Raw genomic sequence first — 23906 nt, 5'->3', positions numbered from 1 at the left:
GTGGGCTTTTTATTGCAGCGACAAAACTTCAATAATCATTTTTCCTCTACTTTAAACTCTTCGACTACCACCTTTTGCTCCTCTGGTACTCCACTCTCTTTAATTCGGAACGACAAAGAACCTTCAATCAAGTTAGCTGTTAATGAAGATGAAAATTTTTTCAATTCAATTTCACCTGTACCACGAACGCCGAAGAGTCCCTCCAGCGTTCCCACTCCCCAGGTTGCGGATACCGTCGACTCACTTTCTTTTATTTCGATGGGATACGTTCCAGTAGTTAATTTACTACTGCACTTCAGTTGCAAAACTGGTGCTTCTTCACCATCGTTTCCAAAATAAGCGAGCAAAGCAAATTTTTCCCCTTTAGGGAAAAACCTAAAAGAAGTGGTATGAAGTGTTACCACCTGACCACCTATATGATGTTGCACCGTCATTGAACCAACAGGCTGCTTTGAACTATTCATATCATTCGTCCCATAAAAAATTGAATTTCATATTTACCTTGCACAATAACGTTAGGGAAAATCCGCAATCAGAACAACTGTCATATCTGACAGGTCCAGCAACAATTAAAGATGGTTGGATTTAATATTTAGATCGAAATATTCTAGATGTCAGTCATCTATCTTGCGTTCGATAATCGCCCAAAACCCGCTTTTGCCAATTGAACCCTCCAGTTAATTCCCCGCACCATTTGCCCTACAAAACCAATAACAACAGGTTCGACACCATGCTCCCGCGCCCTGCTCCATCCGGCTGATCGCCGCCGCTCGCCCCCTGATTCCATTGAATTCCTGCGCCTCAGAAACGGCCGCAGCGTCCCCGTTCGCCCAAAAAACAAGAGAGACCCGAGAACATGACAACGTCCCCTGCGCCCTACGCACTTCCCGGCCTGATCGCCCTCGCCCTGGCCGGCGTCGCGCTGCCCGCCGCGGCTGAAGATGCCGGTTTCATCGAAGGGGCCAAGGTCAACCTGAACCTGCGCAACTTCTACATCAACCGTAACTTCACCAACCCGACCAAGGCTCAGGGCAAGGCTGAAGAGTGGACGCAGAACTTCATCCTCGACGCCAAGTCCGGCTTCACCCAGGGCACCGTCGGGTTCGGCATGGATGTGCTGGGGTTGTACTCGGTGAAGCTCGATGGCGGCAAAGGCACGGGCGGCACGCAACTGTTGCCGCTCGATCGTGACGGGCGCCCCGCGGACAACTTCGGCCGCACCAACGTCGCGTTCAAGGCAAAGCTGTCGCAGACCGAAGTGAAGGTCGGCGAGTGGATGCCGGTGCTGCCGATCCTGCGTTCGGACGACGGTCGCTCCCTGCCGCAGACCTTTCGCGGCGGCCAGGTCACCTCGAAGGAAATCGACGGCTTGACCCTTTACGGCGGTCAGTTCCGCGCCAACAGCCCCCGTGACGACAGCAGCATGAGCGACATGTCGATGACCGGCAAAGCCGCTTTCACCTCCGATCGCTTCAACTTCCAGGGCGGCGAATACGTGTTCAACGACAAGCGCACCCAGATCGGCCTGTGGAACGCCGAGCTCAAGGACATCTACAGCCAGCAATACGTCAACCTGATTCACAGCCAGCCGGTCGGCGACTGGACCCTGGGCGCCAACCTCGGTTTCTTCTACGGCAAGGACGACGGCAGTGCCCGTGCCGGCGAACTCGACAACAAGACCTGGTCGGGCATGTTCTCGGCGCGATACGGCGGCAACACCTTCTACGTCGGCCTGCAAAAGCTCACCGGCGACAGCGCCTGGATGCGCGTCAACGGCACCAGCGGCGGCACTCTGGCCAACGACAGCTACAACGCAAGCTACGACAATGCGCAGGAACGTTCCTGGCAACTGCGCCACGATTACAACTTCGCCGCCCTCGGCGTGCCCGGCCTGACCCTGATGAACCGCTACATCAGCGGCGACAACGTGCACACCGGGACCATCACCGACGGCAAGGAATGGGGTCGCGAATCGGAACTGGGCTACACCGTACAAAGCGGCGCGCTCAAGAACCTGAACGTCAGATGGCGCAACTCGACCATGCGTCGTGACTTCAGCAACAACGAGTTCGACGAAAACCGTCTGATCGTCAGCTATCCGATCAGCCTGCTCTAAGGCCGCCTGTCCGAATGGCTGGCGTTGCACCAGCCATCATCTAGAGTGGAAAAACCTGAAGGACTCAGGTGCTCCACCCTCTTCGCTTCCGTTATCTGTTGATGTAGGTCCTCAAGACTTGGCCAGGTTGTCATCGGAAGACCCTGCTGATCACCGGAGGACCACCTCATGATCACCCGACTCAAACCGGCTCCCGTCGACAAGGACTGGGATGCCAAGGCGTACCAGCAGTTTTCCCGTCTCAGGCAACAACCGGTCGATGAGTTGCTCGGTCGTGTCGACCTGGACAATCCTCAACGCATTTATGACCTCGGTTGCGGGACCGGGATTGCCACGAAGGTTCTGGCAGATCGCTGGCCGCTGGCAAACCTCAAAGGCATCGACAGTTCGCAGGACATGCTTCAGGTCGCCCGTTGCCTGCCGATCAAGGCGCGCTGGCAACACGCCGACCTGCAACGCTGGAAACCCCGCAAGCCGGCCGACCTGTTGTTCGCCGCAGCCGTGCTGCACTTCATCGATGACCATCGAATGCTGTTGCCGGGATTGCTCCGCCACCTCAACCCTGGCGGTTGTCTGGCCGCGCACATGCCGGACTGGCGCGATGCGCTGTGGTACCGGCTGATGCTCGACACCCTCGACGATGCCGGCCCCGGTGGCAAACCGTTGGGCAGCCCACAACTGCGCGAGCGCATGGCGGCCCGGCCGTTATTGTCGCTGGAGGATTACTACCGTTTGCTTGCGCCACTGACCCGGTCGCTGGATATCTGGGAAACCGAGCAGTTGCAGGTGGTCGACGGCAAGTCGCCGGTATATGACTGGGTGAAGGTGTCGGCGCTGCGACCGGTGATGCTGGGGCTGACGTCAGAGGAACAGGCGCGCTTCATTTATCACTACCTGATGCGGGTGCATGCGCATTATCCGCAGGAGGAAAACGGCCATACGTTGTTTGCGTTCAAGCGGATTTTCATTGTCGCCAAGGTGTGAGGTTCGAAGGATCGCAGTCTTCAACTGGCTGCGATCCTTTGAATTCAACGATTACTCGCGTGATTCGGTGCCCAGCTCATCCCAAACCGACTCGGCCAGATGAAACGTCGCATTCGCCGCCGGAATCCCGCAGTAGATCGCGCTCTGCATGATCACTTCCTTGATCTCGCCGCGACTCACGCCATTGTTGGCCGCCGCCCGCAAGTGCAACTTGAGTTCACCTTCGCGGTTCATGCCGATCAGCATGGCGATGGTGATCAGGCTGCGGGTGTGACGCGGCAGGCCCGGGCGAGTCCAGATATCGCCCCAGGCGTGACGGGTGATCATCTCCTGGAATTCCGAGTTGAACTCGGTCAGCGTGGTCAGGCTGCGATCGACATGAGCGTCGCCGAGCACCGCGCGGCGCACTTGCATGCCGTCGTCGTAACGTTGTTTCTCGTCCACGGGAATCCCCTCAATCGGCCAGCAAAAAGGTCAGCACACGGTCGCTGAACGCGTCGCCGGCCTGAACGTTGGAAAGGTGCGCCGCATAAAACTCGGCGTACTCGGCACCGCGCACGTGCTCCTGAATGAAATGCCCGCCGGACGGTGGCGTCACTGCATCTTCGGTACCGGCGATCACCAGCAGCGGCGTCGTGATCGACGACAACTGCTCACGGAAATCCGCATCGCGCACCGCCGCGCAGTTGGCGGCATAACCTTCAGGATGGGTCGCGGCCAGCATGTCGGTGATCTGCTTGGCCGCCGCCGGATGGGCGGCGGAAAAATCCGGAGTAAACCAGCGGGCAATCGACGCATCACGCAGCGCGACCATCGCCGCCGGGCCGTCGCGCAGCACGGTTTCGATGCGCGGATTCCACACCGACGGGTCGCCGATTTTCGCCGCAGTGTTGCACACGATCAGTTTGTTCAGACGTTGGCCGGCGTTGATCCCCAGCCACTGGCCGATCAGGCCGCCCATCGACAGACCGCAGAAGTGCGCGCGTTCGATGTGCAACGCATCCAGCAGCGCCAGCACGTCGCGGCCCAGTTGCTCGATGCTGTAAGGGCCCGGAGTCACCAGCGACTGGCCGTGCCCGCGCGTATCAAAACGCAGCACCCGGAAATGTTCGGTGAAGGCCGGCATCTGCACGTCCCACATGTGCAGGTCGGTGCCCAGCGAGTTCGACAGCACCAGCACCGGCGCATCGACCGGGCCTTCCAATGTGTAATGCAGTTCGCCATCGGCGAGTTGAACGAAAGCCACAGCCCTCTCCTTTCAATCAGACAATGCGTTGTGTTCGGCCACTGCCCGCTCGACCCAGACCTGCGCCTGACCGAGGTAGTGGGCGGGATCGAGCAGATGATCAAGTTCGTTAGCACTCAGTTCGGCGGTGACCTGCGGTTCGTCACCGAGTACCGCACGCAGTTGCCGCTGTTCGGCCACCGCCCGTTTGCAGCATTGCTCGAGCAGATGATGCGCGGTATCGCGGCCGACCCGTTGCGCGAGCACAATGCTCACCGCCTCGGCCAGCACCAGGCCTTGGGTCAGTTCCAGATTGCGGGCCATGCGCGCGGCATCGACTTCCAGACCGTCGGCCAGCAGCCGGGCCTGTTTCAGCGCGCCGGACACCAGGCAGCAGATTTCCGGCAGGGTTTCCCATTCGGCGTGCCACAGGCCAAGGCTGCGTTCGTGCTCCTGAGGCATGGCACTGAACAGCGTCGACACCAGCCCCGGCACCCGCGTCGCCGCGCCGATCAACACCGCCGCGCCCACCGGATTGCGTTTGTGCGGCATGGTCGAGGAACCGCCCTTGCCCGGTGCCGAGGGTTCGAACACTTCCGCCGCTTCGGTCTGCATCAACAGGCTGATGTCGCGGCCGAATTTGCCGAGGCTGCCGGCGATCAGCCCAAGCACAGCGCCAAATTCGACGATGCGATCACGCTGGGTATGCCAAGGCTGTTCCGGCAAAGTCAGTTGCAGTTCTTCGGCCAGCGCCCGGGCAATCGGCAACGCCTGCTCGCCGAGCGCGGCGAGGGTGCCGGACGCGCCGCCAAATTGCAGCACCAGCAGCCGTGGCTTGAGTTCGCGCAGACGCTGCCGGCTGCGGGTCACGGCGCCGAGCCAGCCGGCGATCTTCATGCCGAGCGTCACCGGCGTCGCATGTTGCAGCCAGGTGCGCCCGGCCAGCGGTATCGCGGCGTGGCGCTGCGCCTGAATGGCGAGGGAGTCGGCCAGCTGCGCCAGCTCCCCTTCAATCAACTCCAGCGCCTGACGCAATTGCAGCACCAGCCCGGAATCCATCACATCCTGGCTGGTAGCCCCCAGATGCACGTAGCGCTCGGCTTCGGCATCGGTCGCGGCGATCTGTTTGCCCAACGCCTTGACCAGCGGAATCGCCGAATTGCCGGCCGTGGCAATCGCCTCGCCCAACGCTGCAAAATCAAACAACCCGGCGCGGCAGGCGTTTTCGATCGACGCCACAACACTCGCCGGAATCAACCCGACCCGCGCTTCGGCGCGGGCCAGCGCCGCTTCGAAGTCGAGCATCGCCTGCACCCGGCCCTGATCACAGAACACGTCGCGCATATCGCGGGCAGTAAAGTAGGCATCGAACAATTGATTGCCCGGTCGCTGAGTCATAAACAGTCCTTGCCGGCGCGGGCCGATGTGGCCCGCGCGCATCGGTTTTAAAGGTCGTGGTGCAAATACTTCGCTTCTTTGGGCAGGCGCAGGCTGAACAGGAACGCCACGGCCATCATGATCGTGACATACCAGTAGAACGCGTTTTCCATCCCTCCAGCCTTGAGGCTCAGGGCGACGTATTCTGCCGAACCGCCGAAGATCGCGTTGGCCACCGCATACGCCAGGCCGACGCCGAGGGCGCGGACTTCCGGCGGGAACATTTCGGCTTTAACCAGGCCGCTGATAGAGGTGTAGAAACTGACGATCGCCAGCGCCACGGTGATCAGCACAAAAGCCAGGAACGGGCTGCTGACGCTTTTCAGGCTCAGCAGGATCGGCACGGTGAACAGCGTACCAAGGGCACCGAACCAGAGCATCGAGTTACGCCGGCCGATCTTGTCGGCGAGCATGCCGAACAGCGGCTGCATGCACATATATAAGAAGAGCGCGCCGGTCATGATGAAGCTGGCGGTCTTGGCGTGCATGCCGGCGGTGTTCACCAGGTATTTCTGCATATACGTGGTGAAGGTGTAGAAAATCAGCGAGCCGCCGGCGGTGTAACCGAGCACGGTGATGAACGCAGCCTTGTGGTCGCGCAACAGCGCACTGATGCTGCCGGCGTCCTTGTGCTCACGCGTTTCCTTGTTGGTGGTTTCTTTCAGCGTGCGTCGCAGGAACAACGAAATAAGCGCCGCCACCGCCCCGACCACGAACGGAATCCGCCAGCCGTAGGCACGCAATTCCTCTTCGGACAGGAACTGTTGCAGGATCACCACCAGCAGCACCGCCAGCAGTTGCCCGCCGATCAGGGTCACGTACTGGAACGAGGCAAAGAAACCGCGCTGGCCCTTGAGCGCGACTTCGCTCATATAGGTCGCCGTGGTGCCGTACTCACCGCCCACCGACAGGCCTTGCAGCAGACGCGCGAACAGCAGCAGCAACGGCGCCCAGACGCCGATGTCCTTGTAAGTTGGCAGACAGGCGATCAGCAACGAGCCGAAGCACATCATCAGGATCGAGATCAGCATCGAGTTCTTGCGCCCGTGCTTGTCGGCCACCCGACCGAATATCCAGCCGCCGATCGGTCGCATCAGGAACCCGGCGGCGAATACGCCTGCCGTGTTTACCAGTTGCACCGTGGGGTTGTCGGAGGGGAAGAACGCCGGGGCGAAATAGATCGCGCAGAAGGCGTAGACGTAGAAGTCGAACCATTCGACGAGGTTGCCGGACGACGCGCCGACAATGGCAAAGATGCGCTTGCTGCGCTCTTCACCGGTGTAATGGGAGGTGAGGGTTGTCATTGTTTTTCACTCGATAGGGACAGTGAGAGTCTAGACACACTTCGCAACAGTCCCGTTCCACATTGGATCACCAACCAGACCCGATCTCTGATCGTTCCCACGCTCCGCGTGGGAATGCCGCCATGGACGCTCTGCGTCCACTGTGACGCGGAGCGTCACGGTATGCATTCCCACGCAGAGCGTGGGAACGATCAGTATCCGGTTCAATAATCGAAGAACACGGTTTCCGCATCAGTGCCCTGCAGGATCACATTCCACTGATAAACACCCGCTGCATCCGGCTTCGCCAGCAACGTGGCGCGGCGCTCGGCCGGTACGCATTCGAGCAGCGGGTCATTGACGTTCGCCGGATCGCCTTCGAAATAAATCCGTGTCAGCAAGTGCTTCACCAGGCCGCGCGCGAACACCAGCACCACCAGGTGCGGCGCCTGGGTCGTGCCCTTCAGGCCTTCGACCGTGCCCGGCTTGATCGTGGTGAAACGGAAGCGCCCTTCGGCATCCACCGGCACCCGGCCGAAGCCTTCGAAATTCGGGTCGAGCGGTTTGGCCTGCTCGTCATCCGGGTGATCGTATTTGCCGGCGGCGTTGGCCTGCCAGACTTCGAGCATGGCGTCGTTGACGACATCGCCGTTGCCGTCCACCACTTGCCCGCTGATCGCCACGCGCTGGCCGAGGGTCAGTTCATTGGCGAGGTGCTCACGGTTCAGCCAGGTCAGGCCGATGTGGTAATACGGCCCGACGGTGTGGGACGTGGTCGCAGTCAGGGTCATCTCATTTCTCCATCGGCGTGGCTTCGCGGCCGCGCAGCACGATGTCCCAGCGATAAGCGAGGGCGTAGGACGGAATGGTTTTTTCCAGATCGAAAGCGGCGATCAGGCGTTCCTTGGCCGAGGTGTCCGGCACGCAGTTGTAGATCGGGTCGTACGCCAGCAGCGGATCGCCCGGGAAATACATCTGCGTGACCAGGCGCGTCAGAATGCTCGGCCCGAACAGCGAAAAATGTACGTGCGCCGGGCGCCAGGCGTTGTGGTGATTGCCCCATGGATAAGCGCCGGGCTTGATGGTCTGGAATTGATACCAGCCGTCGGCATCGGTCACGGTGCGGCCGGTGCCGGTGAAGTTCGGGTCCAGCGGTGCGTCGTGCAGGTCGCGGGCGTGGTTGTAACGACCGGCGGCGTTGGCCTGCCAGATCTCCACCAGAATTCCCGGCACCGGCAGACCGTCTTCGTCGAGCACACGCCCGTGAATGATGATCCGCTCGCCCAATGGCTCACCTGGATGCTGGGCGGTCAGATCGTTGTCAGTGTCGGCCACACGCTCGGCACCGATGGTCGGGCCGGTGATTTCCGACAGCGAATGCGGCAGAAACACCAACGGCTTGGACGGCGAGCGCAGATTGGTGGATTGATAGGTCGGATGCAGGTACGGCGGCTGGGTGCCTTCCTGCGGGCGGCGGTAACCAGGCTTGTCAGTCATTTCGCTTTCCTCTGTTCTTTTTCGTCACGGCTTGCGTCAGACGCATTCGATGGCCAGGGCCAGACCCTGGCCGACACCGACGCACATGGTCGCCAGACCTTTCTTGCCACCGGTCTTTTCCAGCTGATGCAGCGCGGTCAGCACCAGACGCGCGCCGCTCATGCCCAACGGATGACCCAAGGCAATCGCGCCGCCGTTCGGGTTGACCTGGGCCGCGTCGTCCGCCAGCCCCAGTTCGCGCAGCACCGCCAGACCCTGGCTGGCAAAAGCTTCGTTGAGTTCGATCACATCGAAGTCGCTGACCGCCACGCCGAGACGCTCGGTGAGCTTGCGCACCGCCGGCACCGGGCCGATGCCCATCACCCGTGGAGCGACCCCGGCGCTGGCCATGCCCAGCACTTTGGCGCGAGCGGTCAGGCCGTGTTTTTTCACCGCCTCGGCCGAAGCCAGAATCAGCGCGGCGGCACCGTCATTCACGCCCGAAGCGTTGCCGGCGGTGACCGTCTTGTCCGGGCCGTTGACCGGTTTGAGTTTGCTCAACGCTTCAAGCGTGGTGTCGGCGCGAGGGTGTTCGTCCTGGCTGACCACGGTTTCGCCCTTCTTGTGGGCGATCCGCACTTCGACGATTTCCTCGGCGAAGTAGCCGGCAGCCTGGGCAGCGGCAGTACGTTGCTGGCTGCGCAGCGCGAAAGCGTCCTGGTCCTCGCGGGAAATTTCGTAATCGTCGGCGACGTTGTCGGCGGTCTGCGGCATCGCATCCACGCCGTACTGGGCCTTCATCAACGGGTTGATGAAACGCCAGCCGATGGTGGTGTCTTCCAGCTTCAAGTTGCGCGAGAACGCCGCATCAGCCTTGCCCATCACGAACGGCGCGCGGGACATCGACTCGACGCCGCCGGCAATCGCCAGCTGCATTTCGCCACTGGCGATGGCGCGGAACGCCGTGCCAATGGCGTCCATGCCCGACGCGCAAAGACGGTTGAGGGTGACGCCCGGCACACTTTCCGGCAGACCGGCCAGCAGCAGCGCCATGCGCGCGACGTTGCGGTTGTCTTCGCCCGCCTGGTTGGCGCAGCCGAGGAATACTTCGTCGATGGCGCTCCAGTCCACCGACGGATTGCGCTCCATCAGGGCCTTGATCGGCACGGCGGCCAGGTCGTCAGCGCGAACCGCCGCCAGACCGCCACCGAAACGACCGATGGGCGTACGAATCGCATCGCAGATATAAACGTCGCGCATCATGCTTCTCCCGGTGCTTGGCCGTGGGCCGCTGCGGTACGGGCTTCGAGATCGCGCAGGGCGGTCAGCTCGACTTCGGTCGGTTCAGTAGTGGTGGCCACGCTGTCGGCAAAACGAATGGCCCAACCGGTAGCGGCGACCACTTGCTCACGGGTCACGCCCGGGTGCAGCGCGGTGACCACGAACTCGTTGGTGCCCTCTTCCGGCTCCATGATGCACAGGTCGGTGATGATCCCGACCGGCCCGGCGCCCAGCAGGCCCAGACGTTTGCGCGAATCGCCGCCCTCGCCATGGCCGACCGAGGTAATGAAATCGAGCTTGTCGACAAACGAGCGCGCCGACTGTTTAAGGATGATCAGCACGCTTTTCGCGGAGCCGGCGATCTCCGGCGCACCGCCGGCACCCGGCAAGCGCACTTTCGGCTGGTGATAGTCGCCGACCACGGTGGTGTTGATGTTGCCGAAACGGTCGACCTGCGCTGCGCCGAGGAAACCGACGTCGATGCGCCCGCCCTGCAGCCAGTAGCGAAAAATCTCTCCGGTGGGCACGACAGTGTCAGCAGTTTCCGCCAGTTCGCCGTCACCGATCGACAGTGGCAATACGCTGGGTTTGGCGCCGATCGGGCCGGATTCGTAGATCAGCACCACGTCCGGCGACGAGGTCAGGCGCGCCAGGTTGGCGGCTTTCGACGGCAGGCCGATGCCGACGAAGCACACCGAGCCGTTCTTCAGGCGACGGGCCGCGGCGACGGTCATCATTTCATTGGTGGTGTAAGTCATTACTTGGCCTCCGAAGCAGCGGCCAACTTGGCCTGGAACTCGCTGAAATCAGCGCAGCCATGGATGTATTCGTTGATCCACGCAGTAAACGTCTCACGGTCGCGGGCGATCGGATCCCACGCCTGATAGAAACGGTTGTCACGCTCGGTGTAACCGTGGGCGTAGGACGGATGTGCGCCACCGGGTACATGACAGACCGCGCTCAAGGCCCAGGTCGGCAGCACGCAGGCGTTCATCGGCGCGTTGAGGTTGTCGACGATTTCTTCGACGGTGACGATGCAACGCTTGGCGGCCAGTGCGGCTTCTTTCTGCACACCGAGAATGCCCCACAGCAGCACGTTGCCCTGACGGTCGGCCTTCTGGGCGTGGATCACGGTCACGTCCGGACGCACCGACGGCACCGCCGCCAGCACTTCGCCGGTGAACGGGCAAGTCACGGATTTGATCAGCGGGTTGACCTTCGGCAGGTCGGAACCGGCGTAGGCCCGCAGCACTGCGAACGGTAGGCCGGAGGCGCCAGCGACGTAGGCGTTGGCCAGGTCGGCGTGGCTGTGCTCTTCGATTTCCAGGGCGTGCGGCCATTGTTTCTCGACCGCGTCGCGCAGACGGTGCAGCGAACCTACGCCAGGGTTGCCGCCCCAGGAGAAGATCAGCTTGCGTGCACAGCCGGCGCCGATCAGTTGGTCGTAGATCAGGTCAGGCGTCATCCGCACCAGGGTCAGATCTTTCTTGCCCTGACGAATGATTTCATGACCCGCCGCCGTAGGGATCAGGTGAGTGAAGCCTTCGAGCGCGACGGTGTCGCCGTCGTTGACGAATTGCTTCACCGCGTCGTGCAGCGAAAGGATCTCAGCCATGGAGCGGGCTCCCGTTTTTGTAATGAATCGCCAGTGAATAAAAAGGCGCGAGGTTCTGCGCCGGAGTCACTGAAGATTAAGCCGCTGATTTTCGCCAAACAATCCGATAATCGACTGAGTGTTCGTTTATCGAACAGATTGTTATCAACCTATCTTTCCGTCACTGATCGTTCCCACGCTCTGGGTGGGAATGCAGCCCGGGACGCTCCGCGTTCCTTCGGGAGCCCAATGTGGAACAACCGCTGAGGCCGGTTCGACGTGGGAACGATCCTGCAATAAAACTCAAGTCGCGTCCGCGTGACTGACCAGGCCCTTGATCACCACCGCTGCCGTAGCCAGGCCCGCCGGAATCACCAGCGCTGTCAGCACTTGCTCGAAATTCCAGCCCAGGCCCAACAGGGTGGCGCCCATCCACGCCCCGAGAATCGCGCCGAAGCGGCCGATCCCGAGCATCCACGAGACACCAGTCGCGCGGCCCTGAGTCGGATAAAACCGCGCCGCCAGTGAGGGCATCGCCGATTGCGCGCCGTTGACGCACATGCCCGCCACCAGCACCAGCGTCGCCAGCAACGTGATGTTGCCCAGACTCTGCCCCACCGCGTAGGCAAACACCCCGGCCAGGAGGTAGAAAATGCCGATGACCTTGTGCGGATTGAACCGGTCCATCGCCCAGCCTACGCCGACCGCACTTAACACCCCGCCGAACTGAAACAGCGCGCCGATGAACGCTGCCTGCTCCATGCTCGCGCCGCTGTCGCGCATCAGGGTCGGCAGCCAACTGGTCAACAGATAAACGATCACCAGACCCATGAAGTAGGTCAGCCACAGCAGCAACGTACCGACGCTGTAGGTGCCGGAGAAAATCACCGCGAACACGTTGCGTGCTTTGACGGTTTTCTGTTCCGGCACACTGAAACTCGCGGCCTGAGCGACGGTGGCAGGATCAATGGGTGCGAGAGTCTTGCGTACCTTGTCGGTGCCACGATTACGCACTACCAGATAACGCGCCGATTCCGGCAACCAGAGCAGCAACACCACAGCGAGGATCAGAGGCAGAATCCCGCCGATCAGCAATAGACTGTGCCAGCCAAATGCCGGGATGAGCTTGGCCGAAATAAATCCGCCGCCGGCCATGCCGAGGTTGAAGCCGCAGAACATGCTGGTCACCAGCAACGACTTCTTGCGCTCCGGGGTGTATTCCGACAGCAGCGTGGTAGCGTTCGGCATGCCGGCCCCCAGCCCCAGACCGGTGAGGAAGCGCAGCACCAGCAACTGATCGACGTTGGTCGCGTAGGCCGAGGCCAGGCTGAAACCACCGAACAGAAAAACCGCGCCGACCAGTACGACTTTCCGCCCGAAGCGGTCAGCCAGCGGACCGGAGCCCAGCGCACCGAAGACCATGCCGATCAGCGCGGCGCTCATCACCGGGCCGAGGCTGGCGCGGTCGATGCCCCAGTCCTGGGAAAGCGCCGGAGCAATAAAACCCATGGCCGCGGTGTCGAGGCCATCGAGGAACACAATCAGGAAACACAGGATCACGACGCGCCACTGATAGCGCGAGATCGGTTGGGCATTGATGAAGGACTGCACATCGAGGCAGTGACCTACAGCGGACTGAGGCTGGTTCATTATTTTTATTCCACGCAAAAAACGCAGTCGAACGGCGGCCGGCCAGAGAGCGGCACGGTCACAACTATATAAAGAAGAAATCGGGCGTTGCGCTAATACCGGCAACAGGAACAGGAGCGGCGACAGTCGGGGAACGTGCGCATGGGAAGTTGCCTCTTGTCATTATTATGGGAGTCGACAATCCGGCGGGCTCATTCACATTCGCGCCGGATGACGCTGCCGCGACATTAATGATCCGAGGGTTTTAGCGTCAATTCGACAAACGCAACTCTGTGCGTTTATCGAACAGGTTCATCAGGCGAACAACTGCGCACTGAGGTCACGACTGGCGCTCAACAGGCCGGGCAGAAAGCGCTGCTCAAGTTCGGTGCGGCTGACGCGACCGGCGTGGGTGCTGACATTGAGCGCGGCCACCACCTGGCCGGAAGCATCGTAGACCGGCACGGCAATCGAACGCAGGCCTTGCTCCAGTTCCTGATCGACGATGCACCAGCCCTGCTGCCGGACTTCCTGCAAACATTCGAGCAAGGCGTCGGGGGTGTGAATCGTGCGGCTGGTCTTGGCCACCAGTTCGGCGTGGTCGAGGTATTCGCGCAGCGAGGTGTCGTCCAGCGCTGCCAGCAGAATCCGTCCCATGGACGTGCAATACGCCGGCAAACGCCCGCCCACCGAGAGGTCCACCGAAATCAGACGCTGAGTGGTTGCCGAACGGGCGATGTAGAGGATGTCGTCGCCCTCCAGCGTGGCCATGTTGCAGGCTTCGTGCAGTTGCTCGCTCATGCGGTCGAGGTACGGCTGGGCCGAGACCGCCAGCGGTGTCGAGGACAGATAGGCGTGTCCGAGGGTCAGCACTTTGGGCAGAAGTGAATAAGTGCGCCCGTCGGTGGTGGCGTAGCCGAGTTTGATCAGTGTGTGCAGGCAACGGCGCACGGCGGCGCGGGGAATTTCCGTGCGGTGGCTGATCTGGGCGATGGTCAGGTGGCGCTTGCGCTCCTGAAACGCCTGCACCACCGCCAGGCCACGGGCCAGTGAGGTCATGAAATCCGGATCGCCGGTCAGGGCCTGGATACGCTTGGCCGGCGAAGCGACGATCGGCGGCGCTACCGAGGTGAAGGAATTGCGCATTTGATCGTTCATGTGGTTCCTTTTTTTCTTGTTCGGATCAACGGCTATACAAGCGGCTCGCCGGCAGATACACAAGCGACAGACCGCCAACATCAGGCGATTATCGAACCGTCGACCGATAATCGCAATCGCCCTGACCTCCTCCGGCGGGCTGCTCCGAGGAGTTTTGAACCTGGAACGCCTGCATAGTTAACAAGCCTTAGTTGTCCGACTAAATGGCGCCAGAAATCAAACACTGCGCAACAAAGATGCAACTATTGCCGGAAGTTGCACGTCACAAAACAATCACACATGCGCAAACGTTTTTAACTTGGCAAAGATAGTCAATCCCGAATCGGCCGCTATAATGCACCTCAGTGACACCGCGCTTTTTATTTGCCGACGGTGCCACCCGCTGGCGCGATGTCCATCGCCGCCAGCCCCGGCCAGCGCCTGATGCTCATTGCTCATTGCTCATGCACCGCCAGCGCGCTCGCTGAAACAGGAAACTGATGCTGCGTCAGTTTTAATCTGGTGCCGTAGCCGCCTGCAACATGGAAGTCCCGGCCGTCTTCCCGATAACACCGCTGCCTGTCCAGGCAAGCGTTGGTCGACGAACCGGTTAAATGCTTCATGCAGTGCGTTCACCGGATATTTATCTCAACTCATACAGGTAGCACTGTGACGAAAGACGAACTGCGCGCGGAACTTGAGCGCCAGGAACAACGTTACAAGGAAGTTTACGGCGGGGAAGTCACCACCTACGCCGCCCAGCCCGAACCGGAACGCAAAGCCTGGCGTAAACGCCCTACCGTTCAGGATCAGGTCTTCCAGCAAGAACTGAAAAAAATGGAAGAGGAACTCAAAGCCGAAGAGCCTTGAAACCGTTCTTTGCATCTTTCGAGGGTAAGCGTACTCACCGGGTTACAAGCACGGTGGACTGACGATGCCTTGCGCGCCCGCTACCCGCGGGCAGCGGCCAATTCCCCCTGTATTGCGCAGGTCTGGAGTGTGTCAGACGCGTTTCTCAGATATTTCATACAAGTTTCAGCCTCCTCCCGACAACCGGCCAATTCGCCTACGCCTCGCATTTTTATCAATTGAATCAATGGCTTGCAAAACCCTGCAGAAAACTGGGGTAATGCACCTTGATACAAAATAATTTGGCGAAGTCGGTAACCGATGAGCAGGTAGGGGATCGATTTCCAGTCTTTTCTGGCATAATCGCGCCCCCTTATGACCGGGTCAGAAAACCTTCATGATCGATTTATTCAGCGGACTGGATGCCTGGGTGCTTGTGAGCCTCCTGCTCGCCCTGACATTTGTCCTCGCCTTCGAGTTCATCAATGGATTTCATGACACCGCTAACGCGGTAGCCACTGTTATCTACACCAAAGCGATGCCGCCTCACCTGGCGGTGTTCTTCTCGGGCGTGTTCAACTTCCTCGGCGTATTGCTGGGCGGCGTTGGCGTGGCGTATGCCATCGTGCACCTGCTGCCCGTAGAACTGTTGATCAACGTAAACACCGGCCATGGTCTGGCAATGGTGTTCTCGCTGCTCGCCGCCGCGATCGCCTGGAACCTGGGCACCTGGTACTTCGGTATCCCGGCCTCCAGTTCGCACACGCTGATCGGTTCGATCCTCGGTGTCGGCCTGGCCAACGCCCTGATCAACGAAATTCCACTGGCCGACGGCGTCAACTGGCAGAAAGCGATCGATATCGGCGCCTCGCTGGTGTTCTCGCCGATGGCGGGCTTCCTCATCGCCGCGCTGGTGCTGATCGGCCTGAAATGGTGGCGCCCGCTGTCGAAGATGCACAAGACGCCGGAACAGCGCCGCAAGATCGACGACAAGAAGCACCCGCCGTTCTGGAACCGTCTGGTCCTGGTGATCTCGGCCATGGCCGTAAGCTTCGTGCACGGTTCCAACGACGGTCAGAAAGGTATCGGCCTGATCATGCTGGTACTGATCGGTATCGTGCCTGCGCAGTTCGTCCTCGACCTGAACAGCACCACCTACCAGATCGAGCGTACTCGTGACGCGACCCTGCATCTGAGCCAGTTCTACAAGCGCAACGCCGACACCCTGGGCGAGTTCCTGGCGCTGGGCAAAAGCGTGGAAGGCGACCTGCCGGAGAAATTCCGTTGCAACCCGCAACAGACCGAACCGACCATCGCCGCCCTGCTCGACACCCTTAAAGGTGTAGCGGACTACCACTCGCTGTCCTCGGAAAGCCGCATCGAAGTGCGTCGTTACCTGCTCTGCCTGGACGACACTGCGAAGAAGGTCAGCAAACTGCCAGGCCTGGCCCCGCGTGAGAAATCCGACCTGGACAAGCTGCGCAAAGACCTGACCACCACCACCGAATACGCCCCGTTCTGGGTGATTCTGGCGGTCGCCCTGGCCTTGGGCCTGGGCACCATGGTCGGCTGGAAACGCGTGGTACTGACCATCGGCGAGAAGATCGGCAAGCAAGGCATGACCTACTCGCAAGGCATGTCGGCCCAGATCACCACCGCCAGCCTGATCGGCCTGGCCAACATCTTCAGCCTGCCGGTATCCACCACCCACGTCCTTTCCTCGGGCGTGGCCGGCACCATGGTCGCCAACAAAAGCGGCCTGCAAGGCGGAACGGTGAAAACCATCCTGCTGGCCTGGGTCCTGACCCTGCCGGCCACCGTCGCCCTGTCGGCCGGCCTGTTCTGGCTGGCGTCGAAAGCGCTGGGTAGCTGATAGACAGCTGTAATGAAAAAGGCGTGATTCGCAAGGATCACGCCTTTTTTATTGCTTCCAGAAATGGGACGCGGAGCGTACCGGGCGGCATTCCCACGCAGAGCGTGGGGAACGATCAAAGCAAAAGCAGTCCGCCAGCCGCAACACCCGAAAAACCGATATTCACAAAAAACACTCAAAGCATGGTCGGCCAAAAGGCCGCCAGGAAGACAAAAAAAAGGGCAACCGAAGTTGCCCAAAATGCCTTGCGTGCTCATCAAATCCAGAAGAATCAACGCTTCTTGCGCTTGTTCGCATCCTTCCAGATAAAAAATCCAAACCCTGCAAAAAACAGAACCATCAGGCCCACAGTCAGGACCCCGGCAAACACCACGTTATCGAAAAACATGACTGGCCTCCTGGCCCCTGCTCTGCTGCGATGGAACCAAGTTAACCAATCAGGCAGGCGCAGGAATTGACCGGGATCAATGCCGGTCACCGCACGGAGGAAAGGAAGGGAAATAACTGACCTGCATCAAAGGATGCAGGGGAGATCAACGCTTTTTCGGTTTGTTTTTTGGCTTTTTCTTCGGCTTGCCCAACGGCATGGCCTGCTCGAAAGCCTGGCGTACCTCATTCAGGCGCTTCTCGTTGAGGTCATGGATACGCTTGGCGCGTTCAGTGTTGAGGTCGATCAGCTTGTCGTCTTGGCTCATGGCGTTCGGTGCATCGCTTGGACTGAATCACAACTGCCGGTTCACCGACAGGACTGCGCCAATAATGCGGCCTGACGCAGGCGCTGACCAGCCACTGACCTAAACGCTGTACAACAATTCATGTACCGCCCACCGGATTTGCCCGCACAATCGGCGCTTTGCCGTTAATAAGAAGGATCTGCGTCGTGCCCCTGCATCAGGATCTGCCCCCGCTGATGGCCTTGCGCGCTTTTGAAGCCGTGGCCCGTCATTTGAGTTTCATCAAGGCTGCCGATGAGCTGTCGGTGACCCAAAGCGCGATCAGCCATCAGGTGCACAAACTCGAAGAATTCCTCGATCAGCGATTGTTCGTGCGCCGCACCCGGGCGATCGATCTGACACCTGCCGGCGAACAGTATTACCGGCAAATCCAACCGGCCCTGGCCGCGATTGCCGCCGCCACCCACGAACTGCGCGGCGAGCGCCCCACCACTCTGCGTATCGGTCTGCTCGCCTCCTTCGCCACTTTATGGCTGGCACCACGTCTGGCGGACTTCCACGCGAAATACCCGAACATCCATGTCGAGCTGCTGCCCGCAGTGCAACTGGCCGACGTCGACGCCGGCGAGGTGGATCTGGCGATCCGCTATGGCAAGGGCGGCTGGGCGAGAGTCGAGGCCCGCCGGTTCATGGGCGAAACCCTGACACCGGTGTGCAGCCCGGCCTTCAAGGCCAAAGGCGTGAACAACGGGCCCTTGCTGATGGCCAAATCGCACCAGCCGTTCGAATGGATCGACTGGCAGCAACACAGCGGCATCGATCTGGCTCATGTGCCCAGCGTCATGCTCCACGACTACAACATCGTCGTCGAAGCGGCCGTGGCCGGTCAGGGCATTGCCATGGGTCGCCAGCGAATGATCGAACGACGAATCAAGGAAGGCGCCCTGGTGCCGGCCTTCGACACGCCGCCGATGCTCGGCGATATCGGCTATTGGCTGGTCACCCCGCAACGCCCGCCCACACCGGCGGCGCAAAGCTTCTGCCAGTGGCTGGAGGAAACCGCGAACGCGTGAATTTTTTGGATACGTCGGATTAAATCTATCCGTTTGTCGCCCTTCCCTCGGGACAACATGCTGAAGCCTTCACTCAGGAGGACTTCCCATGACCGATTCCCTCAGCCAACGCGTTCAACAACTCGGCCTGCGCCTGCCCGAACCGAGCCAGCCGATCGCCAATTACGTCAACCACGTGGTCAGCCAGAACCAGCTGTTCATCTCCGGGCAGATTCCGTTGCTCGACGGCAAACCTGCGTTCATCGGACGACTGGGCGAAGCGATCTCCGAGGAAGAAGGTGCCAACGCCGCCGAACTGGCGGCCCTGGGGCTGCTCGCCCAATTGAGCCATGCGCTGGGTGACGACCTGTCGAAACTGGTGCGCATCCTGCGCCTCGGGGTTTTCGTCGCCACCGCACCGGACTTCAAGGCTCAGGGCGTCGTAGCCAACGGCGCCTCGAATCTGCTGGTCAACGCTCTCGGCGACAGGGGCCGTCACGTGCGCACCGCAGTCGGCGTGTCGAGCCTGCCGGCCGGCGTGGCGGTGGAAATCGACGCGATTTTCGAGATCAAGCCGTGAACATCGACCACCTCACGCACCTGCGCGCCGCCACACCCGGCTGCGCCCAGGTTATCCACTTCAACCACGCCGGCGCCTCGCTGCCAAGCCAGGCTACCCTCGACGCAGTGATCGAACAGTTGCAACGCGAAGCGCTCGGCGGGCCAATGGAATCGGCAGACAACCGGGTACAGGAACGCGCGCGCAATGCGGCCGCCGCCCTGCTCAACGCCGAACCCGAGGACATCGCCTTCGCCAGCAGCGGCTCGGCAGCCTGGAGTCAGGCGTTCAACGCACTGGGGCCGTGGCAGCCCGGGGAGCGAATTCTGGTGGGCCGCCATGAATGGGCCGGCAATCTGGCATGCATGGCCGAAGCGGTGAAGGCCGGCGCGCGGCTCGAAGTGATTCCTTGTGACGCCCATGGTGCGGTCGACCCGCAAGCTCTGGCGCAGATGATCGACGGCCAGGCACGGCTGATCGCACTCACCTGGCTGCCGGCCAACGGCGGCCTGATCAATCCCGCCGCGCAGATCGGCCGCGTGGCGCGGCGCCACGGCATCCCTTATTTCATCGACGCCGGTCAGGCGCTGGGGCACTTGCCTTGTGACGTTCAGGCTTTGCAGTGCGACATGCTCAAGGGTGCCGGACGCAAGTTTCTGCGCGGCCCGCGCGGCACGGCGCTGATGTACATCCGGCCGACATTTTTGCAACGGCTGCTCCCCGTACAACGCGATGTATTGTCGGCGCCGTGGGACGGCAGACGATTCACCCTGCGCGAAGACGCGCGCCGCTTTGAAACCAGTGAAGTATCGCTGGCCCTGCTGGCCGGGCTGGCCAATGCGCTGGAAGAGTACAACCGCCTCGGCGCAATCCCGGTTCGCCAGCGGATCGAACAACTGAGCAGCGAATTGCGCCAACGCCTGAAGGCGATTCCCGGCCTGACGCTGCGGGATCTCGGAGCGACCCACCAACAATCCGGGCTGATCGCCTTCACGCTGGAAGGCTGGGACAGCGTGGCGCTGAAGCAGACATTGGCCGAACGGCGAATCAACATCGGCGCCAATGGCGTGGCTTACACGCCGCTGGACATGCAGGCGCGCGGGCTGACAAATATCGCGCGGGTGGCGGTGAGCTATTTGAACACGCAGGAAGAGATCGACGTGTTGCTGGAAAACCTGACGGAATTGGCCGCCCGGCCTCAGATTTCGATGTCGACCCAAAGCCCCTGACGCGGCTGATCTTCCATCAGCGGTGCCACCGGCACGGTGTTGTCGGCATTCAGTTCGGTACCGGGCACGGCGAGATGCGCTTCGGGGTCATCGTCGGCTTCGCGGCGCCGGCGATCGCGCTCCTGCTGGCGGCGCTGCTCTTCGCGCAGCAGATAGCCATCCTCTTCCGGATCGCGCTTTTGCAGGTCGATGGTGCTTTCGTTGGAGCTTTCCTGCACCGGCACCACAGGGGGAATATCCGGTCGCTGGCGGATCGGATCCTGCTGGGAGGTGATCGGCACGGCGCTCAGGGGGAGCATCGGTGGCAGCATATGAAGGGTCTCCTGTCAGCAGGTTATCGGCGGCGCCCAGGGTGCCTTGAGCCATCGGTCGCAAACTTGTGACCGGTTTGGCACTCAGGGGTGCCGCAACATCCCGTAAAACCGATGCATGACCTAATCTTCCCTGCAATTGGCCGATTGCGTTTAAAAGCCGGGCCGAGGCTCCTTATCCTTTGGCCTCGGGCCCTCATTCCGTTAAGATAGCCCGCTTTTTCAAGGTGGGAGTCAGGCAGCATGGCGCAGCAGTATCAACCGGGGCAACGCTGGATCAGTGACAGCGAAGCAGAGCTTGGTTTAGGCACCGTTCTGGCACAGGACGGCCGCTTGTTGACCGTGCTTTACCCGGCCACTGGCGAGACTCGCCAGTACGCGCTACGGAATGCGCCCCTCACCCGCGTGCGGTTCTCGCCCGGCGATTCGATCACGCACTTCGAAGGCTGGAAGATGACTGTCCAGCAAGTCGACGACGTCGACGGCCTGATGGTCTACCACGGCCTCAACGCGCAGAACGAAGCCGTCACCCTGCCGGAAACCCAGCTGTCGAACTTCATTCAGTTCCGTCTGGCCAGCGACCGCCTGTTCGCCGGCCAGATCGACCCGCTGGCGTGGTTCTCCCTGCGCTATCACACCCTGGAACACACCAGCCGCCAGTTGCAGTCTGCGCTCTGGGGCCTGGGTGGCGTGCGTGCACAACCGATCGCCCACCAGTTGCACATTGCCCGTGAAGTCGCCGACCGCATTGCGCCGCGTGTATTGCTGGCGGACGAAGTGGGTCTGGGCAAGACCATCGAAGCCGGTCTGGTGATCCATCGCCAGTTGCTGTCGGGCCGCGCCAACCGCGTGCTGATCCTCGTTCCGGAAAACCTCCAGCACCAATGGCTGGTGGAAATGCGCCGGCGTTTCAACCTGCAGGTCGCGCTGTTCGACGAAGAGCGCTTTATCGAAAGCGATGCCACCAACCCGTTCGAAGACACCCAACTGGCGCTGGTGGCGCTGGAGTGGCTGGTCGACGATGAAAAGGCGCAGGACGCCCTGTTCGCTGCCGGCTGGGACCTGATGGTGGTCGACGAAGCCCACCATCTGGTGTGGCATGAAGACAAAGTCAGCCCGGAATACTCGCTGGTCGAACAACTGGCCGAAGTCATTCCCGGCGCGCTGCTGCTCACCGCGACACCGGAACAACTCGGTCAGGACAGCCACTTCGCCCGTCTGCGCCTGCTCGATCCGAACCGTTTCCATGACCTGGCCGCCTTCCGCGCCGAGAGCGAAAACTATCGCCCGGTGGCCGAAGCCGTTCAGGAGCTGCTGGACAAGGGGCGCCTGTCGCCGGCCGCGCACAAGACCATCCACGGCTTCCTCGGCAACGAAGGTGAAGCCCTGCTCACCGCCGTCAACGATGGCGACAGCGAAGCCAGCGCCCGACTCGTGCGTGAACTGCTCGACCGCCACGGCACCGGCCGCGTGCTGTTCCGTAACACCCGCGCCGCCGTGCAGGGTTTCCCGGAGCGCAAACTGCACCCGTACCCGCTGCCGTGCCCGGACGAATACCTGGAACTGCCGCTGGGCGAACACGCCGAGCTGTACCCGGAAGTCAGTTTCCAGGCCCAGCCGGACGCCAGCGAAGAAGAACGCTGGTGGAAATTCGACCCGCGCGTCGAGTGGCTGATTGACCAGCTGAAAATGCTCAAGCGCACCAAAGTGCTGGTGATCTGCGCCCACGCCGAAACCGCGATGGACCTGGAAGACGCCCTGCGCGTGCGCTCCGGCATCCCGGCCACGGTGTTCCACGAAGGCATGAACATCCTCGAGCGTGACCGCGCCGCCGCCTACTTCGCCGACGAAGAGTTCGGCGCGCAGGTGCTGATCTGCTCGGAAATCGGCAGCGAAGGTCGCAACTTCCAGTTCGCCCACCACCTGGTGCTGTTCGATCTGCCGTCGCACCCGGACCTGCTGGAGCAGCGGATCGGTCGTCTGGACCGGATCGGCCAGAAGCACATCATCGAACTGCACGTGCCTTACCTGGAAACCAGCCCGCAAGAGCGCCTGTTCCAGTGGTACCACGAAGCGCTGAACGCGTTCCTCAACACCTGCCCGACCGGCAACGCCTTGCAGCATCAGTTCGGCCCGCGCCTGCTGCCGCTGCTCGAAGAAGCCGACGATGGCCAGTGGCAAGCGCTGATCGACGAAGCGCGTACCGAGCGCGAGCGGCTGGAAGCCGAGCTGCACACCGGTCGCGACCGCCTGCTGGAACTCAACTCCGGCGGCGCCGGCGAAGGTGAAGCGCTGGTCGAGGCCATCCTCGAACAGGACGATCAGTTCGCCCTGCCGATCTACATGGAAACCCTGTTCGACGCCTTCGGTATCGACAGCGAAGACCATTCGGAAAACGCTCTGATCCTCAAGCCGAGCGAGAAGATGCTCGACGCCAGCTTCCCGCTGGGCGACGACGAAGGCGTGACCATCACCTACGACCGCAACCAGGCGCTGTCGCGCGAAGACATGCAGTTCATCACCTGGGAACATCCGATGGTACAGGGCGGCATGGATCTGGTGCTGTCCGGTTCGATGGGCAACACCGCCGTCGCGCTGATCAAGAACAAGGCGCTCAAACCAGGCACCGTACTGCTGGAACTGCTCTACGTCAGCGAAGTGGTTGCCCCGCGCTCGCTGCAACTGGGTCGCTACCTGCCGCCGGCCGCCCTGCGCTGCCTGCTCGACGCCAACGGCAACGACCTGTCGTCGCGTGTGGCCTTCGAAACCCTGAACGATCAACTGGAAAGCGTGCCGCGCGCCAGCGCGAACAAGTTCATCCAGGCCCAGCGCGACCAGCTGACGCCACGGATCAACGCCGGTGAAAGCAAGGTCGCCCCACGCCACGCCGAGCGCGTCGCCGAAGCCCGCCGTCGTCTGGCAGCCGACACCGACGAAGAACTGGCGCGCCTGACCGCGTTGCAAGCGGTCAACCCGACCGTACGCGACAGCGAACTGGACGCCTTGCGCAAGCAGCGTGAACAAGGTCTGGCGATGCTCGACAAAGCGGCGCTGCGACTGGAAGCGATCCGGGTGCTGGTAGCGGGCTGAACCGCCCTGCTCCATCGCCAAAAATGAAAAGGCCCGCAGTGATGCGGGCCTTTTTTGTACACCGCAGATCGTTCCCACGCTCCGCGCGGGAATGCCTCAAGGGACGC

24 protein-coding genes are annotated in these 23906 nt (G+C 61.3%); 8 read left to right on the top strand and 16 right to left on the bottom strand.

What is annotated here, in order from left to right; genetic code table 11:
* Positions 1 to 35: 35 nt before the first annotated feature.
* Complete coding sequence (locus I5961_RS06500) at positions 36 to 464, bottom strand: hypothetical protein (RefSeq protein WP_139832571.1); 429 nt, start codon at positions 462 to 464, stop codon at positions 36 to 38.
* 392 nt (positions 465 to 856) lie between these two features.
* Between I5961_RS06500 and I5961_RS06495 the strand changes: the two genes are divergently transcribed.
* Entirely contained in the window at positions 857 to 2116 is a 1260-nt protein-coding gene (locus I5961_RS06495; RefSeq protein ID WP_227234678.1) for an OprD family porin, read from the top strand.
* 168 nt (positions 2117 to 2284) lie between these two features.
* Entirely contained in the window at positions 2285 to 3100 is an 816-nt protein-coding gene (locus I5961_RS06490) for a methyltransferase domain-containing protein (RefSeq protein WP_085697456.1), read from the top strand.
* 51 nt (positions 3101 to 3151) lie between these two features.
* Here I5961_RS06490 and pcaC read toward each other — a convergent pair whose 3' ends face one another.
* From pcaC to I5961_RS06430, 12 genes are all read right to left on the bottom strand, one after another.
* Positions 3152 to 3544 (bottom strand): 4-carboxymuconolactone decarboxylase, encoded by a 393-nt coding sequence (pcaC, locus tag I5961_RS06485; protein WP_011332825.1) that lies wholly within the window; start codon positions 3542 to 3544, stop codon positions 3152 to 3154.
* 10 nt (positions 3545 to 3554) lie between these two features.
* Positions 3555 to 4346, bottom strand: coding sequence for a 3-oxoadipate enol-lactonase (pcaD, locus tag I5961_RS06480; RefSeq protein WP_085697455.1), 792 nt, complete (start codon positions 4344 to 4346; stop codon positions 3555 to 3557).
* A gap of 12 nt (positions 4347 to 4358) precedes the next feature.
* Positions 4359 to 5723, bottom strand: coding sequence for a 3-carboxy-cis,cis-muconate cycloisomerase (locus I5961_RS06475; protein ID WP_227234676.1), 1365 nt, complete (start codon positions 5721 to 5723; stop codon positions 4359 to 4361).
* A gap of 47 nt (positions 5724 to 5770) precedes the next feature.
* A complete protein-coding gene (locus tag I5961_RS06470; protein WP_227234674.1) occupies positions 5771 to 7066 on the bottom strand; it encodes an MFS family transporter in 1296 nt (431 codons plus the stop codon).
* 203 nt (positions 7067 to 7269) lie between these two features.
* The gene (gene pcaG / locus I5961_RS06465; RefSeq protein ID WP_227234672.1) at positions 7270 to 7836 is read right to left on the bottom strand and encodes a protocatechuate 3,4-dioxygenase subunit alpha; all 567 of its coding nucleotides are present in this window, start codon (positions 7834 to 7836) and stop codon (positions 7270 to 7272) included.
* 1 nt (position 7837) lies between these two features.
* Positions 7838 to 8542 carry a protocatechuate 3,4-dioxygenase subunit beta gene (gene pcaH / locus I5961_RS06460; RefSeq protein ID WP_227234670.1) on the bottom strand — a complete coding sequence of 235 codons (705 nt, stop codon included), beginning with the start codon at positions 8540 to 8542 and terminating at the stop codon, positions 7838 to 7840.
* A gap of 36 nt (positions 8543 to 8578) precedes the next feature.
* The gene (pcaF, locus tag I5961_RS06455) at positions 8579 to 9784 is read right to left on the bottom strand and encodes a 3-oxoadipyl-CoA thiolase (RefSeq protein WP_227234668.1); all 1206 of its coding nucleotides are present in this window, start codon (positions 9782 to 9784) and stop codon (positions 8579 to 8581) included.
* Positions 9781 to 10560 (bottom strand): CoA-transferase subunit beta, encoded by a 780-nt coding sequence (locus I5961_RS06450; RefSeq protein ID WP_227234666.1) that lies wholly within the window; start codon positions 10558 to 10560, stop codon positions 9781 to 9783. Before I5961_RS06450 ends, pcaF begins: the two co-directional genes overlap by 4 nt.
* Entirely contained in the window at positions 10560 to 11417 is an 858-nt protein-coding gene (locus tag I5961_RS06445) for a CoA transferase subunit A (protein WP_003222404.1), read from the bottom strand. The genes I5961_RS06450 and I5961_RS06445 overlap by 1 nt, the downstream gene beginning before the upstream one ends.
* Before the next feature lie 282 nt (positions 11418 to 11699).
* Positions 11700 to 13046: an MFS transporter gene (locus I5961_RS06440; RefSeq protein ID WP_085697449.1), complete on the bottom strand. Its 1347-nt coding sequence runs from the start codon at positions 13044 to 13046 to the stop codon at positions 11700 to 11702.
* 294 nt (positions 13047 to 13340) lie between these two features.
* On the bottom strand, positions 13341 to 14183 hold the full coding sequence (gene pcaR, locus I5961_RS06435; protein WP_007917109.1) for a pca regulon transcriptional regulator PcaR: 843 nt from the start codon (positions 14181 to 14183) through the stop codon (positions 13341 to 13343).
* Positions 14184 to 14617: 434 nt separating this feature from the next.
* Positions 14618 to 14785 carry a hypothetical protein gene (locus tag I5961_RS06430; protein WP_170929711.1) on the bottom strand — a complete coding sequence of 56 codons (168 nt, stop codon included), beginning with the start codon at positions 14783 to 14785 and terminating at the stop codon, positions 14618 to 14620.
* A 46-nt stretch (positions 14786 to 14831) separates the two neighbouring features.
* Between I5961_RS06430 and I5961_RS06425 the strand changes: the two genes are divergently transcribed.
* Positions 14832 to 15032 carry a hypothetical protein gene (locus I5961_RS06425; RefSeq protein WP_007957826.1) on the top strand — a complete coding sequence of 67 codons (201 nt, stop codon included), beginning with the start codon at positions 14832 to 14834 and terminating at the stop codon, positions 15030 to 15032.
* A gap of 376 nt (positions 15033 to 15408) precedes the next feature.
* The gene (locus I5961_RS06420) at positions 15409 to 16884 is read left to right on the top strand and encodes an inorganic phosphate transporter (protein ID WP_085697448.1); all 1476 of its coding nucleotides are present in this window, start codon (positions 15409 to 15411) and stop codon (positions 16882 to 16884) included.
* Positions 16885 to 17155: 271 nt separating this feature from the next.
* Here I5961_RS06420 and ccoM read toward each other — a convergent pair whose 3' ends face one another.
* On the bottom strand, positions 17156 to 17272 hold the full coding sequence (gene ccoM / locus I5961_RS28675) for a cytochrome c oxidase subunit CcoM (RefSeq protein WP_305880187.1): 117 nt from the start codon (positions 17270 to 17272) through the stop codon (positions 17156 to 17158).
* Positions 17273 to 17417: 145 nt separating this feature from the next.
* Positions 17418 to 17579: a hypothetical protein gene (locus I5961_RS06410; protein ID WP_170929710.1), complete on the bottom strand. Its 162-nt coding sequence runs from the start codon at positions 17577 to 17579 to the stop codon at positions 17418 to 17420.
* Positions 17580 to 17764: 185 nt separating this feature from the next.
* Here I5961_RS06410 and I5961_RS06405 point away from each other — a divergent pair, with 185 nt between their 5' ends.
* The 3 genes from I5961_RS06405 (at position 17765) to I5961_RS06395 (ending at position 20398) form a co-directional block, all read left to right on the top strand.
* Positions 17765 to 18631 (top strand): LysR substrate-binding domain-containing protein, encoded by an 867-nt coding sequence (locus I5961_RS06405; protein ID WP_085702654.1) that lies wholly within the window; start codon positions 17765 to 17767, stop codon positions 18629 to 18631.
* Between the two features lie 88 nt (positions 18632 to 18719).
* Positions 18720 to 19190, top strand: coding sequence for a RidA family protein (locus I5961_RS06400; protein WP_227234665.1), 471 nt, complete (start codon positions 18720 to 18722; stop codon positions 19188 to 19190).
* The gene (locus tag I5961_RS06395; protein ID WP_227234663.1) at positions 19187 to 20398 is read left to right on the top strand and encodes an aminotransferase class V-fold PLP-dependent enzyme; all 1212 of its coding nucleotides are present in this window, start codon (positions 19187 to 19189) and stop codon (positions 20396 to 20398) included. The genes I5961_RS06400 and I5961_RS06395 overlap by 4 nt, the downstream gene beginning before the upstream one ends.
* On the opposite strand, the gene I5961_RS06390 is transcribed toward I5961_RS06395, so the two are convergent.
* Positions 20368 to 20709, bottom strand: a complete 342-nt coding sequence (locus I5961_RS06390) for a hypothetical protein (RefSeq protein ID WP_007959194.1) — start codon at positions 20707 to 20709, stop codon at positions 20368 to 20370. The genes I5961_RS06395 and I5961_RS06390 overlap by 31 nt on opposite strands.
* A 243-nt stretch (positions 20710 to 20952) precedes the next feature.
* Here I5961_RS06390 and rapA point away from each other — a divergent pair, with 243 nt between their 5' ends.
* Positions 20953 to 23799, top strand: coding sequence for an RNA polymerase-associated protein RapA (gene rapA / locus I5961_RS06385; RefSeq protein ID WP_227234661.1), 2847 nt, complete (start codon positions 20953 to 20955; stop codon positions 23797 to 23799).
* Positions 23800 to 23906: the final 107 nt, after the last annotated feature.

It is taken from the genome of Pseudomonas sp. IAC-BECa141 (assembly GCF_020544405.1).
Taxonomy (GTDB): Bacteria; Pseudomonadota; Gammaproteobacteria; order Pseudomonadales; family Pseudomonadaceae; genus Aquipseudomonas.
Note: the sequence above shows the minus strand (reverse complement) of the source record. Positions and strands in the feature narration are given on the sequence as shown.

Bases quoted from the DNA above. Each gene is read 5' to 3' on its own strand.
- pcaG (WP_227234672.1), bottom strand. From the start codon at position 7,836: ATGACCCTGACTGCGACCACGTCCCACACCGTCGGGCCGTATTACCAC.
- I5961_RS06500 (WP_139832571.1), bottom strand. From the start codon at position 464: ATGAATAGTTCAAAGCAGCCTGTTGGTTCAATGACGGTGCAACATCAT.
- I5961_RS06420 (WP_085697448.1), top strand. From the start codon at position 15,409: ATGATCGATTTATTCAGCGGACTGGATGCCTGGGTGCTTGTGAGCCTC.
- ccoM (WP_305880187.1), bottom strand. From the start codon at position 17,272: ATGTTTTTCGATAACGTGGTGTTTGCCGGGGTCCTGACTGTGGGCCTG.
- I5961_RS06400 (WP_227234665.1), top strand. From the start codon at position 18,720: ATGACCGATTCCCTCAGCCAACGCGTTCAACAACTCGGCCTGCGCCTG.
- pcaF (WP_227234668.1), bottom strand. From the start codon at position 9,784: ATGATGCGCGACGTTTATATCTGCGATGCGATTCGTACGCCCATCGGT.
- I5961_RS06470 (WP_227234674.1), bottom strand. From the start codon at position 7,066: ATGACAACCCTCACCTCCCATTACACCGGTGAAGAGCGCAGCAAGCGC.
- I5961_RS06475 (WP_227234676.1), bottom strand. From the start codon at position 5,723: ATGACTCAGCGACCGGGCAATCAATTGTTCGATGCCTACTTTACTGCC.
- I5961_RS06410 (WP_170929710.1), bottom strand. From the start codon at position 17,579: ATGAGCCAAGACGACAAGCTGATCGACCTCAACACTGAACGCGCCAAG.
- I5961_RS06390 (WP_007959194.1), bottom strand. From the start codon at position 20,709: ATGCTGCCACCGATGCTCCCCCTGAGCGCCGTGCCGATCACCTCCCAG.
- I5961_RS06495 (WP_227234678.1), top strand. From the start codon at position 857: ATGACAACGTCCCCTGCGCCCTACGCACTTCCCGGCCTGATCGCCCTC.
- pcaR (WP_007917109.1), bottom strand. From the start codon at position 14,183: ATGAACGATCAAATGCGCAATTCCTTCACCTCGGTAGCGCCGCCGATC.
- I5961_RS06430 (WP_170929711.1), bottom strand. From the start codon at position 14,785: ATGAAGCATTTAACCGGTTCGTCGACCAACGCTTGCCTGGACAGGCAG.
- I5961_RS06490 (WP_085697456.1), top strand. From the start codon at position 2,285: ATGATCACCCGACTCAAACCGGCTCCCGTCGACAAGGACTGGGATGCC.
- rapA (WP_227234661.1), top strand. From the start codon at position 20,953: ATGGCGCAGCAGTATCAACCGGGGCAACGCTGGATCAGTGACAGCGAA.
- I5961_RS06450 (WP_227234666.1), bottom strand. From the start codon at position 10,560: ATGACTTACACCACCAATGAAATGATGACCGTCGCCGCGGCCCGTCGC.
- I5961_RS06440 (WP_085697449.1), bottom strand. From the start codon at position 13,046: ATGAACCAGCCTCAGTCCGCTGTAGGTCACTGCCTCGATGTGCAGTCC.
- I5961_RS06445 (WP_003222404.1), bottom strand. From the start codon at position 11,417: ATGGCTGAGATCCTTTCGCTGCACGACGCGGTGAAGCAATTCGTCAAC.
- pcaH (WP_227234670.1), bottom strand. From the start codon at position 8,542: ATGACTGACAAGCCTGGTTACCGCCGCCCGCAGGAAGGCACCCAGCCG.